Below are 13,487 nucleotides of genomic sequence, written 5' to 3' on the forward strand. Positions count from 1 at the left end.
ACGCGACGCCATGTCGCGCCTAGACTGGTTTTGGTTTCGTCGGCGGTTTCAGCCGGACGGCGAAGAAGTCCCGTAGATCTGCTCTCGCATCTCGGACACCGTTGCAGTCGGCGATCAGGCCGGGACTCCATTCCCAGCAGCGGATTCCCAGCAGCGGTTTTCGTGGATTACCCCGCCGCCTCGCTGTGGCATCGAGAGAGGATCGCAATGGACAGAGGCCCCGCACTGCTCTTTCCAGGCCAGGACTCATTCCTTCCCGGGGTCTGGGCACATCTGCGCGGGAGTGACCCGACCGCCGACGAGGTGATGGGCACCGTCGACGCGGTCGCCGCGGACCATGGTCACCCGCCCGTCTCTCCGCTTCTGCTGGACGCGGAACATCCCGAACAGAGCGGACCGACCCACGGCCACGGGGAGCAACGACAGCTTGCCGCCCTCGCCACCTCTCTGGCCCTGGCCCGCTACCTGGAATCCGCGCACCACCTCGCACCCGGCGCCGTAGCCGGCCACGGTTCCGGGGCCTTCGCCGCACTCGCCGCGGCCGGCGTACTGACGGCGGAGAACGCCACAGCGGCCCTCTGCGAGCGGATCGCCGTCCTGCGGGCACCGGAGCTTCCACCCGGCGGGATGCTCGTACTGGACACCTCCCGCGACGGCGCCGAAGCCCTGCTGCGGCAGATCGGTGAACCGGACTTGGCGACAGCGGAGGAGAACACTCCCTGGCAGACCGTGATCTCCGGGCCCCCGCCCGCCCTGACACACGCTCAGAAGGCTGCCGACGAAGCGGGAGTGGCATCCACCCGCCTTCCCTCGGAGCACTCCCTCCACCACCCCGCCCTCGCACCGGCGGCCGAAGCACTGCGCGAGCGGCTGCACACCATCGCATCCCGTCCCGCGCGCTGCCTGGTGTACTCGGCGACGCAGCAGCGGTTCCTGCCGTCGGAGCAGGACATCGCCGACTGGCTGGCCGCGGACCTCACCACCACGCTGTCCTGGGTCTCCGTCCCCGAAGCCATGCAGAGTGAAGAGATCGACTCCTCTGTCGAATGCGGCTCCGGCGACGCCCTCGTCCAGTGGATCCGGGAGTGCCGGCCCGGAGCGATGTGCGCCGCACCGCTCGCCCGGCCCGCCACCGCGCTGGAGATCAAGGCGGCCCTGGCACCGGTGACAGGGAGCACATCCACGACGCCCGGGGAAAGCGATGCCTCCGCGCTGCCGACGATCCCGGCATCCGGAGAACTGGAGGCGCAGGTACGGGCCCTGTACGTCGAGGAACTGGAGTACCCCGAGGACGTCGTCACCCTGGACGCCGACCTGGTGGTCGACTTGGGCGTGGACTCCCTCCAGCAGAACGTCCTGCTCGAACGAGTGCTGGACCAGTACCAGCTCTCCGCCCCGGAAGTCCGCGCGACGGAGTTCCCCACCGTGCGCGCCGTCACCGAGCTGGTGGAGGAACTGGGCAGGCGCGACCGCAGCGAGGCCGAGCCGGCATGACCACCGGCCGGTCGCCCCACGGCACCGACGACGGACGCGCGGTCGCCGTGGTCGGTATGGGTATCGCCGTGCCGGGAGCCGACGACTGCGATTCCTACTGGGAACTGCTCAACCAGGACACCCCCGTCTTCCGCGAGCCCGGCTCGCGCTACCGGCTCGCCTCGTTCTGGTCCCCCGACCCGGAGACGGAAGACCGGAGTTACAACCGGACCTCTGGCTTCCGCCAGGGACCGGAGCACCGCCCGGCCGTGACCGTACAGGCCGAGGAAGAGGCCGGGCTCGACCTGTTGTGGCTGCGCCACTGCATGACCCAGGCACTCGACGGCGTCGCCCTCGCCGACGGCGTACACTGCACCGTGTACGTGGGAGCGTTCCCGGACGGCAGCCAGCATCTGGCCGAATCCCTGCTGGTCGAAGAGGTGGCCCGCGGCATGGCTCCCCGGCTCCCCGGCTCCCGGGAGGCCAACCTCCTGCGGATACGGGACCTGCTCCATGCCCGCTACCCCCTGGCACGTCCGTCGCTCCCGGCGCTGCTGCCCGACCAGGTCGTCCGTACGGCCGCCCAGGGACTGCTTCCCGAGGACAGCGAGTGCACGGTGATCGACGCCGCCTGCGCCTCCTCCCTGCTCGCTGTCGACACCGGCGCCCGGCGCGTGCTGGCCCAGGAGTGCGACCTGGCGGTGTGCGGCGGGGTGTTCATGGTCACCCCCCGCTGGAATGTGCTGTTCTCCAAGGTCAAGGGACTGACGCCGTCCGGCGATGTCCGGGCGCTGGACGCGCGGGCGGACGGCACCCTGTTCTCGGACGGCGCGGCGATCGTCGTACTCAAGAGTGTGGAGCGGGCCCGAAGCGACGGTGACCGGGTGCTCGGGGTGATCACCGGCTTCGGGGCTTCGTCGGACGGTGCGGGCAACGCGATTTACGCCCCCAGCCCGGAGGGGCAGGCGCTGGCCCTCCGACGCGCCCGCCACCGGGCGGGAGCCACCGCCGCGGACATCGACTGGCTTCTCACCCACGGCACCGGAACCCCCAAGGGCGACCTGGCCGAGCTGGAAGCCATCGACGCCACCGGCACGTCGGGCCCGCTGATGTGCACCTCCAACAAGTCCCTGCTCGGGCACTGCGGCTGGAACGCGGGCGCGGTGTCGCTCATCCACGCCCTGCTGGCCCTGCGGCACCACCGGGTCCCCGCCCAGCAGCGGTTCGACCGGTTGCCGGGTCCGGCCCGCACGGCACACCTCCGCGTACCGGACACGTCGGTAGAACTGCCGTCCGGCCCGGGAGGCAACCCCACGGCAGGGATATCCTCCTCCGGCTTCGGAGGCATCAACAGCCATCTGATCGTCCGGCGCGAACCCGCCCCCGGTCCGCCCGCCCCACCCGTCCCACCCGGCTCCCCACCGGAGCCCCTGGCCGTAGTGGCCTGGACCGCCCTGCTGCCGCAGGACACCGGCGACCCCTCCGACGGCGCCGCAGGCAGTGCCACCCGGTTCGAACCGTGGCAGCCGCCCACCTTCACCGAGGCGGGAGTCCCCCCGCCCGTCATCCGCACCATGGACCGCGCACAGCAACTGGGCCTTCGCCTGGCGGCACGCTTCGTCGCCGAGCACGGTGAACCCTGGGACCCGGTCCGCGACACCACCGGAGTGCTGGCAGCCGTCCACGGCCCGTCCGCCCTCTCCATCAGCCATCTGGTGCGCTGCTACGACGGTGACATGGCGGACTGCTTCAACGGGAAGGACGCCGAGGCGTACGCGGAGGTGGTCACCGGCGCCCGTGGCTCCGTGGGGAAGACCAGCGCTTCGGTGCTGCCGGGCATGATCCCCAACCTGGTCGCCGCCCGTGTCTCCCACCGCTACGACCTGCACGGCCCCAACCTCGTGGTGGACGCGGGGGACGCATCCGGGCTGGCCGGACTGGCCGTCGCCGCCCCCTATCTGCGGGACGGGGACCTGGACCTGGTCCTGTTGCTGGGTGTCAGCGCCCACAACGGCCCGGTCTTCGCCACCGCCGTGGACACCGAGCCCGACCGCATCGCCGAAGGCGGATTCCTCATCGCGGTCTGCCTCCCGACCGTCGCACAGAGCCACGGATGGCCCGTGTGCGCCCACCTCGACCTGGACCGGACCTCCCCCACGGACCACACCCTGGGCCAGGGCACCCTCACCTACCTCGCCGCCGAAGCCCACGCGGAACTCGTCCGCGTACTCGCCGCCGATGACCACCTGCCCTTCACCATCGCCGCCGCAGGACCAGGCCCCCGCCTCACGGTCCTGCCCCCACCACCCCCCGCGGGGTCCCGGTGACCGGGCCCCGCCGGACCACCCTCCGCCGCACCGGGCCGTCCCCGACGCCGACGGACGGCGGGCCCTTGCCGCCGGATGCCGTGCTCCTGACCGACCGCCCGAACCACGCCACCGCCGTACGGGACACAGTCCAGCCCCTCCAGCCCCTCCAGCCCTCCCAGCCATTCCGGCCGACCGGAGGGAGAGTGATCCTCCACGCCCAGGCCCACACCCAGTCCCTACGAGGGCGGTACCGCGGGCACGCGACACAACCCCTCTCCCGCTGTCCACCCCTTGAGGAGCCCACGTGATCAGCACCGACGCCTGGGTCCTGCGGGCCGGCCCGGTCGGGACCGCCCAGCAGGAGGCAACCCTCACCCGAGAAACCCTCTCCCTGCGCGAACCCGCCGACCACGAGGCCCTCGTGGAGCCACTCACGGGTTCCTGGGAAGCCAACATGGACCACGCACTGGCCCGCTCGCCCGTCGACATCTGCCGCCAGCGCGGCGAACCCGCGGTGATCATCGGCAACAGCGGACTGGTACGCGTCCTGCGACCCGCACGATCCGCGCCCAGCCCCCCGCAGGGAACCGTGTGCATGCTGCTCCCGTTCGGAGTCCGCGACCCCCACGGCTACGTGGTGCGCGTCCACGGCTACGACGCCCCCGGCAGCTACGGCCTCCTCGCCCGCCGTATCCCCCTCTCCGCCGAACTGCTGCTGCCGCTGCCCACGGACACCCCGTTCCCGCCCGAGCGCTGGGCCCCGGCCCTGCGCTACTTCACCGCCTGGGACAACTGGCATGTCGCCCACCGCTGCTGGCGCGCCCAGATGGGGGACGACGACCCGGCCGGCCACCTGGTGTTCGGCTGGGGTGGCGGAGTGGCCCTGGCCGCACTCGAACTGGCCCGGCGGGCCGGATTCCGCACCGCCATGACGGCTGGAACCGACGCCCGAGTCGCTCTCCTCCGCGCACGCGGAATCTCCCCCGTCGACCGGCGCGACTACCCTCATCTCGCCTATCACGCAGCCTCCGACAGAGACAGAGACAGAGACAGAGACGGACAACGCGAGTCCGAACACGCTTTTCTTGAGAAGATCGCCCAGCTCAGCGACGGGCGCGGGGTCTCCATCCTGCTCGACAACATCGGCGGCCCCCTTCACGAAGTGACGATGCGGGCCCTGGCCCGCCAGGGCGTCATCACGACCTGCGGGTGGAAGGCGGGAATGAATCTGCCCGTCGTGCGGGCGACCGAATGCCAGAGTCGGCATCTGCACGTCCACACCCACGGCTGGCGCTTCGAGGAGAGCCCCGCCATCCGCGACTACCAGGAACGCACGGGCTGGATCGCCGACGTCGCCCACCAGCACACCCACGACTTCGACGACGTCCCTCAGCTCGCCCGGGAGTACGCCCAGGGCCGCGTCGACGACTACTACCCCCTCTACCAGGTCAATCCCCTCTGACCGAACCAGGACCGCGAAGACGGGGGAGGGCAGCCCGGCGAGCACAGGAGCCGTCGCGCCCCGTCCGCAGCCCTGGCGGCCCGCCCACGCGAAGCTGGGCCGGACGGTCCGGATCATGCGACGATGCCGATATGAATCGACTGGCCGACGAGCAGTCGCCCTACCTGCTCCAGCACGCCGACAACCCGGTCGACTGGTGGCCCTGGGGCGAGGAGGCGTTCACCGAGGCCCGCCGCAGCGACCGCCCGCTCCTGCTGAGCGTGGGGTACAGCTCGTGCCACTGGTGGCAATGCGCTTGCTGAAGCCATGAGTGCCCACCAGGCGTGACATTATAAAGTGACTCCACGAGTACTGAAAGCGATGACCTTGACGCTCAGATCGACGCCTGGACGCAGGAGCAGTTAGCCGCCTCACCTGATTGGTCCATGGAAAAGTGGACGAGCGTCCTGGCGATCCTAGAGCCGGGCGACCGAGGCAACCTGACCTCGTGACAGGCGTGCGCGGAGCGGTGATCGCGGGCTCACCGCGATCAGCAGCGCAAGCTTCGTCGTGCCGGGCGCGGCGTCGCCCCGGACTCACTGTTTTCTACTTATGAGTGGTTGGTGCGTTGTTGCCTGTTCTAGCCTGGTCCCCGAAGAGCAAAGGAGTGGGGGCGGGGATGCCGAAGGTGCCTGAGAGCCGACGCCTTGGGCGCATGGCTGTGAATGAGGTGCGTGCCTCGTCGAGGCGACGACCCGCCTGTGTTGCGTGCCCTGTTGGAGCGCCACGGGCACATCGTGCAGGAGGTCGATGGCAGTAACGACCACGGTGAGGACTTGTACGTCACCTTCGTGCAGAACGGCGAGCGGACAGCAGACTCCATAGCCGTGCAGGTCAAAGGTGGGGTCTCGACGCGCACCAGAAAGGGCCATCGCGTCCGAGTCGGGGATCATGGGGGTAACTGGCGCGACGGTAGTCGGCCGGTGCTCTGTGTAGTCCATGACCCTGAGCGGGGAGGCCTTTTCTGGGCTAATGCGACCCGTCAGCTCCGCCGAGCCGACGCGCTGCGCAAAACGCTGAAATCTGTTGTTGTCTCACGGAGTTCCGTGCTGGACGACGATACCATTGAGGCTTTCGTGCAGAGCATGCAGAATTCGCTGGTTTGGGAACGTCAAGGGGTCGGCCGCTGGGCTGACATGGCGGACGTCATGTTTACTCCGAACGACATCGTTAAGCCCTTCGAAAACGAGTACGGCGAACCCATGATCTTCTGGCAGAAGCCTGGAGAGCCACTCGCAGTCCTGCTGCATCATGATCTCGACTGGGATCCTGTGCGCGTTGAGGAGAAAATGCTCCGATTTGATCCTATCCCGATGATCGGCACTGTCATCCTCAACAGCGCGGAAGCACACTGGCTCATGGGGTGCTTCAAATCCACGGAGTGGTGGCGCCGACCGGTCGAGAAGGCCGATCTTTCCTGACACTGAGGTTCCTTGGCGCTGCTACATCTGACGTCGCGCCTGTCACTTCCATGTCTCATCAATGTAGGTGAGCGGAAGGGGAGCGCAGGGCCGATCGTGTCGAACTGCGCCTAGGGTGGCTACCCACGTCTGCAACTGCTCGGGCAAAGGCACGGAAGGTCAAGACCCGCTCGGGGGCGCCAAGGCCGCGCAGCGCGCACAAGAAACCGACCAGAAGGGTCAGGGGGTAGATGGCGCGCTGGAGGGTGAGTGCACCAACGCAGATCACGGTAGACAGCAGTGCCACGGTCACGATGAGAATCCCTTCGGAGTGACAGCGCACCGCCCGGTGCGCTGACCTCATACAAGGCCGCGCGGCATCTGAACTCCGAGGCGCCTTGTGCGCCAAGGTGCTCGAAGTTCCTGGTCGGGCCGATAATGTCCGGACTTCCGGTCCGGATCGCCTACCAGGAGTTGTCGTCACACCTCACGTCCACATCTGGGCCGAAGGGGGAGCGGCGGCTGTTCGTAGGAATCGGCTCCCTTGTCGAAGCGGGGCGGTCGGCCGCCCTGGCCACCGGGCCGGAGCCGGTCGCGGATCTGGTCAGCCCGCTCGGGAATGTGCACGGGATGCCTCGGTGTCGCAGCCAGATCCGGATGGCTCCGGAGCGTGCAGCCCTTGGCGCTCCAGCCTCATCCAAGGGCGCCCCTCTCGCTTCCATCACCTCGGTGAACCGCATGTAGTCGTTGGTGTTTCGACCCGCGACGGTGAGGACGGCTGACGGCCCAGCGCACCGCAAGCCAGGTACATCCTGGCGGTCGATCCTCCGGAAAGCGGCCGAGCGCCAAGCCGTGGAGACCCTCTTTCGATTCCCGGCGGCATGCTGGTGAGCGTCTACGACGGTGGAGTTCACCGGACACCAGTCAGTCGATGCAGCCGACCGGGTCCCCCCTGAAGCAACTGCTCGGAGGTGGTCCTTGGCCTTCTCGCGGAAACGGGTGTGCAGACCGCCCGGGCGCGTCCCGCCAAGCCGTACTGGTGGGAACTTTCAGGCGATTCCATTCGGCGCGTTCCGGTCGTCAAACCATTGCCGACGCCATAGTCCCGGGAGGCGGCTGCTGGGCGAACGCCCACTTGGTATCGAACGATTCATCTGGCTCATGATGACGTAACGCCCGATCATGGTCCATCAATGAAGATCAGCACGTGGGTGACGCGATTTAGTGGGGTCACGTCAATGTGTGAATCCTCTGGATGGATCGCGAGGTGACACGTTCCCGAACTCCTCGAACCATCCTTCTGGCCGGAGGTCTCCAATGCCCATACGCCGGTTGAGCGGGTTGTCAGGGTGCTCCAGTCCTTGCATCATCGGGTCGTAGAGAAAAAGAACATCGTGGTCCTGGAAAAGCAAGTCCGAACAAACACCCCAGTCATAGTCACCCTGCTGTTCGGGGAGCCCTTGTGTGAGCTCAGCCACCAGATCCGGTTCATCGCGTGTCATTGCCGAGGCGCTCTCCAGAGCAAAGTGGAGCGCCAGTTCCTCCGCCGCGCAGCGTGGTTCGGGAGAGTGGCCGAGAGTGATGTCCTCGTTGAGATCATCCAGGGCTCTTAGCACCCTGCGCCGCCAATGCCGTGGCTGGTTCCATGTGGAGGCCGGCAAGAGTGCGAAGAAGATCCCAAAGCTGTTCGGGGAGATCGGCTGGTCGCCCAGTTCGTCCAACTCGTTGTGAGCCATATCGGCGAGAATCTCCAGGTTGCAGCTGAGGATGCGTGATGTGCGGGCCGTCATCTGCCACGGCTCTTCGTCCCCCTCATCCCATTCGACGTTCGGGTCCCAGGTTTCCGAACCCAGCTCGTGTCCCATTTCGGGCCGGTAGATTCCCGGTTCATTGAAGAATGCCGTTGCAACCGAATCTCCGCCTTCTGCAGCGCGGACGTACCACTCATGAGCTTCGTCGTGTTGCCTGTGCCGCTGGGCGATCACACCCCGGAGTCGCATGGCAAGAGCATCTCCTTGACCGGCGGCCCTCTCGTAGCAGGCCGCTGCTTCGTCCCATCGCCCTTCAATTTCGTGGAGGGCGCCAAGGGCGCGGGCCTGCAACGGAGTTCCTGTCTCGGATACGGTCCGGTACCACGAGGGCCAGGTGTGTTCCGGCCGTCTTTCGCGCTGTACGAACCCAAGGTCGTGCATAGCGACGTGGTTACCTTGGGCCGCCAGCGGAGAGAAGCAGCGCTCGGCGAGCACCAGACGACCGAAGCGGAAGGCAGACCGTCCGACAGGTAGCAGCTCGCTACCGCCATTCGCGTGCGTGACCGCCGCTTCCCAAACCTCGTCGGGGATAGCCGTCGCTTCGGCGGCACTGGCAATGGCGTCCACGAGGTAGTCGAATGGCCGCCAAGCCTCGGTGGTATCCGTGGCAACCAGCATTCCTGCCACACCGAACTGGATCTCGGTTGCCCATACGAGAGCCTGCTCGGGGCTCTCAGCTTGGAGACGGGAGGCATCCCCGGCGCTGAGATAGCACGTGGACAACTCCAGCAGGGTCTCGGCGGGCAGAGGAGTGGAGATGCCTGCTCTCGCAAGATCAATCGCTGCCTGAACCAAGGCAGCGCCACGGGGATGGCCTTTCGGATGGCGTCGAGTCGTTAGGAATTCCTCGAGCAGCTTCGGTCCGGCTGCGAGGTATTCCGCGATGCCGTGAACGCCGTGGTGGTGGGCTGCGTCAGCCAGACGGCTGTCGGAGCTTGGTTTGGCCAGGTGCGCGCGGAGCCTACTCATTTCCGTCTCGGACCACTGCCGGTCGATTACAAGGGGCTCGATGAGGTTCAGGACTCGGGATCCAAGGCGGCGCACAGATGCCACGCCAGCGTCCATGCCTCGCAACGCGCGCTCACTGTAATTGCCGTACACCTCGGAACGCATGGTGGCCATGACCACGACCCGTTGGTCAAGGAGCGCGGACAACATGCCTTGATCGAGGCCGCCGGGGAGGAGGAAGCGGTCGAGGTCGTCCAGCCAGAGCACCCACTTTCGGCGGCCGGGCCTAGGCAGGGATAAATGCGCTAGCACGGGGCTCAGGTCGCTGGCTGCAGGCGGGGCAACGATCCAGTGATCGGACAGTTCGCGTCGTACAGCCTCGAAAGCGCACCGAGATTTTCCGGCTGTGGACTCGCCGACCAATAAGACGAGGCCTCCGGTCTCCCTGGCTTCTGCCAGCTGAGCCGAGACTGTGCTGTCCGCGTCCCGTGGCACATAGGCCGGTAGTGGAGGAGCGCCCTCAAGGCGACTCGTTCGGTGTACGCCCAGGTCCAGGGGCTCAGACTCAGCCACCGGACTGATCGGGATCCGGACTGCGCCAGCCAAGATGTGACGCGATTCTTCCTGTGCCGGAGTGGGAGTCTTGGCTCGTGCTGCGCGTAGTAAGCGATCCCAAACTGCCGGGTCGGCGAGTGTGGCAGGGAGGGCAGTGTTTCGCTGCCGAGCCAAGATGTCGACCGCACGGAGAAAATCTCGGAAGAGCTTAGTTGTCGGTATGTGCTTTCCGGTTCGCCAATCGCTGATGCGCTGCACGGACAGGGAAGTTCGCCCTAGTCGATCCCTGCTCGTAGAGCAGATGGCGGCTGGCTTAGGGGAGCCGGCCGCAGCGAAAAGAGCATCCAGGTGCTCCCGGAATTTTCGCTTTCCCTTGTGCTCAGTCATGAGGAATCTTCCAGCGCTGTCAGACGGCTCCCAGGTCGACAGTGACGGAGAAGGGCGCAGCAGTCTTGATCGCGCCGGTGAACATTTCGCCGTCCCTGTACGCCTTGGTGGCGGGGTCGAGGACATAGGTGTACACGATCGGGACACCGGTGGCGGCCTGTTCAACGCGCCAGTAGAAGGGGATGCCGCCCTTGGCGTACTGGTCCACTTTCACGATCCGGTCGGTGGTCTCGGAGCCGGGGGACACGACCTCGACGACCAGGAGTACGTGCTCGGGGCGGGTGGGTGTGAGGTCGATGGTCTCTGCTCGGTAGACGATGACGTCAGGGCGGCGGTTGGTGAGTGGAACGTCCTGCAGGCGGACATCGAAGTCCGTGTCCGCATTCCATTCCGGGCCCGCGGCGGCGTCCAGGGCGTTGGCCAGGATGCGGGCCAGCCGGTTGTGGCGCTTGGAGGCGCTCGGGCTCACCACGACCATCCCGTCCACGATCTCGATGCCGGCGCACTGCTCCTCGGACCAGGAGTCGTACTGTTCCGCGCTAATCTGCTTATGCATCCACGCGGGCGCCACCATCTCGGCGGTCATGGTGTACCTCCTTCGAGAGGCCTCGGCAGGTCCGGCGCTGCTGCGCCAAGCCTACTGTTCCGAGGTGCCAGGCTGCCCGACTCGGAAAGGAAGGAGCCGCCCGCCACGTGATGACTCACAAGTGCAATTCGGCCGAGCGAGGCGGGCCGGTGAGGGTTTCGCCGTCGCAGCAGGCGTCGTGAGAGGCTGGGGCGCATGAACCGGCTGGCCAGCGCGACCTCGCCTTATCTGCTTCAGCACGCCGACAATCCCGTCGACTGGTGGCCCTGGATGCCGGAGGCTTTCGAGGAAGCACGACGGCGCAATGTGCCCGTTCTGCTGTCGGTCGGCTACTCCGCGTGCCACTGGTGCCACGTCATGGCGCACGAGTCGTTCGAGGACCAGGAGACCGCCGGTTTCCTCAACGAGCACTTCGTCAATGTCAAGGTGGACCGCGAGGAGCGGCCCGACGTGGACGCGGTCTACATGGAGGCGGTGCAGGCGGCGACCGGGCAGGGCGGGTGGCCGATGACCGTGTTCCTGACGCCGGACGCCGAGCCGTTCTACTTCGGTACGTACTTCCCGCCCGCCCCCCGGCACGGGATGCCCGGGTTCCGGCAGGTGCTCGAAGGGGTGCGGCAGGCATGGGAGCACCGGCGCGAGGAGGTCACCGATGTCGCCGCGAAGATCGTGCGGGATCTGGCCGGCCGGGAGCTGGCCTTCCCGGTCGCCGAGGTGCCCGGCGAGTCCGAGCTGGCCCAGGCGCTGCTCGGGCTGACCCGGGAGTACGACCCGCAGCGCGGCGGGTTCGGCGGGGCGCCGAAGTTCCCGCCCTCCATGGTGGTCGAGTTCCTGCTGCGCCACCACGCCCGCACCGGCGCCGAGGGCGCCCTCCAGATGGCCGCCGACACCTGCGAGCGGATGGCCCGCGGCGGCATCTACGACCAGCTCGGCGGCGGCTTCGCCCGCTACTCCGTCGACCGCGACTGGGTGGTGCCGCACTTCGAGAAGATGCTGTACGACAACGCCCTGCTCTGCCGGGTCTACGCCCATCTGTGGCGGGCCACCGGCTCCGAGCAGGCCCGCCGGGTCGCCCTGGAGACGGCCGACTTCCTGGTCCGTGAACTGCGCACCCCCGAGGGCGGGTTCGCCTCCGCGCTGGACGCCGACAGTGACGACGGCAGCGGAGCGCACGTTGAGGGCGCGTACTACGTGTGGACCCCCGAGCAGCTCCGCGAGGCGCTCGGCGAGGAGGACGCCGCTCTGGCCGCGCAGTACTTCGGGGTCACCGAAGAGGGCACCTTCGAGGAAGGCGCCTCGGTGCTGCAACTGCCCCAGCAGGAAGCGGTGTTCGACGCCGAGCGGGTCGCCGGTGTCCGGGCCCGGCTGCTCGCCCACCGCGCCGAGCGGCCCGCGCCCGGCCGGGACGACAAGGTCGTGGCCGCCTGGAACGGGCTGGCCGTCGCCGCCCTCGCCGAGACCGGCGCCTACTTCGACCGCCCGGATCTGGTGGAGGCCGCCGTCGCCGCCGCCGACCTGCTCGTCCGGCTCCACCTCGACGACCACGCCCGGCTCTCCCGCACCAGCAAGGACGGCCGCGTCGGCACGGGCGCCGGGGTCCTGGAGGACTACGGCGACGTGGCCGAGGGCTTCCTCGCCCTCGCCGCCGTCACCGGCGAGGGCGTCTGGCTGGAATTCGCCGGGCTCCTGCTCGACCATGTCCTCGCCCGGTTCACCGACCCGGAGACCGGTGCCCTCTACGACACCGCCGTCGACGCCGAGCAACTGATCCGCCGGCCGCAGGACCCCACCGACAACGCCACCCCCTCCGGCTGGACCGCCGCCGCGGGTGCCCTGCTCGGTTATGCCGCGCAGACCGGCTCCGAACCCCACCGCACCGCCGCCGAACGGGCGCTCGGGGTCGTCAAGGCGCTCGGCCCGCGCGTCCCGCGGTTCATCGGCTGGGGGCTCGCGGTCGCCGAGGCGCTGCTCGACGGCCCCCGCGAGATCGCGGTGGTCGGGCCCGCCCTGGACGACCCCGGCACGAGGACCCTGCACCGCACGGCTCTGCTCGGCACCGCGCCGGGCGCGGTGGTGGCGTACGGGGTCCCGGGCGGCGAGGAGTTCCCGCTCCTCGCCGACCGGCCACTGACCGACGGGGTGGCGACGGCGTACGTCTGCCGCAACTTCACCTGCGACGCCCCGACGACGGACCCGGAGCGGCTGGAAGCAGCGCTCGGCGACTGAAAGCGCCTCCTCCGGGGCCCTCAGCGGCCGACGGCTGGTCGGGTCGAGGCCAGCGGGCGGTGTCCCGGCCGGTACGGCACCCGATGCCCCGGCGCCGGTGACACGGCGCCGATGACCAGGCCAAGGGGCCTGTGCGGCGCGCCCGGTTGCCCGGTGAGCGGCCCGTGCGAGGGGATCCGGCGTGTCCGCCCGCCTGTGAGCCGGGGCGGAATACCACACTCCCCATCGCCCCGGCAGGGGAAACCGTTCAGATGTCCGGATCTGAGTCGGTGTTCGGATACGCCCGCTAAA

Annotated in this window: 7 protein-coding genes and 1 pseudogene; 6 read left to right on the forward strand and 2 right to left on the reverse strand. The window is 68.3% G+C overall.

The features are described from left to right. Positions 1-207: 207 nt before the first annotated feature. The 5 genes and pseudogenes from ACIQNG_RS02745 to ACIQNG_RS02765 all read left to right on the forward strand — a co-directional run bounded on the left by ACIQNG_RS02745 (position 208) and on the right by ACIQNG_RS02765 (position 6,704). The gene (locus tag ACIQNG_RS02745) at positions 208-1,494 is read left to right on the forward strand and encodes an acyltransferase domain-containing protein (RefSeq protein WP_401482342.1); all 1,287 of its coding nucleotides are present in this window, start codon (positions 208-210) and stop codon (positions 1,492-1,494) included. Continuing rightward, entirely contained in the window at positions 1,491-3,800 is a 2,310-nt protein-coding gene (locus ACIQNG_RS02750; protein ID WP_401482343.1) for a beta-ketoacyl synthase N-terminal-like domain-containing protein, read from the forward strand. The genes ACIQNG_RS02745 and ACIQNG_RS02750 overlap by 4 nt, the downstream gene beginning before the upstream one ends. Positions 3,801-4,086: 286 nt before the next feature. Next, complete coding sequence (locus tag ACIQNG_RS02755; protein WP_401482344.1) at positions 4,087-5,244, forward strand: zinc-binding alcohol dehydrogenase family protein; 1,158 nt, start codon at positions 4,087-4,089, stop codon at positions 5,242-5,244. A gap of 131 nt (positions 5,245-5,375) precedes the next feature. Beyond that, positions 5,376-5,528: pseudogene (locus ACIQNG_RS02760) on the forward strand (DUF255 domain-containing protein); the annotation flags it as partial. A gap of 456 nt (positions 5,529-5,984) precedes the next feature. Further along, a complete protein-coding gene (locus ACIQNG_RS02765; RefSeq protein WP_401482345.1) occupies positions 5,985-6,704 on the forward strand; it encodes a DUF4365 domain-containing protein in 720 nt (239 codons plus the stop codon). A 1,214-nt stretch (positions 6,705-7,918) separates the two neighbouring features. On the opposite strand, the gene ACIQNG_RS02770 is transcribed toward ACIQNG_RS02765, so the two are convergent. Together ACIQNG_RS02770 and ACIQNG_RS02775 are read right to left on the reverse strand one after the other, a co-directional pair. Continuing rightward, on the reverse strand, positions 7,919-9,709 hold the full coding sequence (locus tag ACIQNG_RS02770) for a hypothetical protein (RefSeq protein WP_401482346.1): 1,791 nt from the start codon (positions 9,707-9,709) through the stop codon (positions 7,919-7,921). Positions 9,710-10,403: 694 nt separating this feature from the next. Then, positions 10,404-10,970, reverse strand: a complete 567-nt coding sequence (locus ACIQNG_RS02775) for a Uma2 family endonuclease (RefSeq protein ID WP_401482347.1) — start codon at positions 10,968-10,970, stop codon at positions 10,404-10,406. Between the two features lie 195 nt (positions 10,971-11,165). On the opposite strand from ACIQNG_RS02775, the gene ACIQNG_RS02780 reads away from it, so the two are divergent. Continuing rightward, positions 11,166-13,196: a thioredoxin domain-containing protein gene (locus ACIQNG_RS02780; RefSeq protein ID WP_401482348.1), complete on the forward strand. Its 2,031-nt coding sequence runs from the start codon at positions 11,166-11,168 to the stop codon at positions 13,194-13,196. The last annotated feature ends 291 nt before the right edge of the window (positions 13,197-13,487 follow it).

The sequence above is a fragment of the Streptomyces sp. NPDC091377 genome (assembly GCF_044757045.1).
GTDB lineage: Bacteria > Actinomycetota > Actinomycetes > Streptomycetales > Streptomycetaceae > Streptomyces.

Excerpts from the sequence above, each read along its gene's own strand:
- ACIQNG_RS02745 (WP_401482342.1), top strand. The coding sequence starts at position 208 with ATGGACAGAGGCCCCGCACTGCTCTTTCCAGGCCAGGACTCATTCCTT.
- ACIQNG_RS02750 (WP_401482343.1), top strand. The coding sequence starts at position 1,491 with ATGACCACCGGCCGGTCGCCCCACGGCACCGACGACGGACGCGCGGTC.
- ACIQNG_RS02775 (WP_401482347.1), bottom strand. The coding sequence starts at position 10,970 with ATGACCGCCGAGATGGTGGCGCCCGCGTGGATGCATAAGCAGATTAGC.
- ACIQNG_RS02780 (WP_401482348.1), top strand. The coding sequence starts at position 11,166 with ATGAACCGGCTGGCCAGCGCGACCTCGCCTTATCTGCTTCAGCACGCC.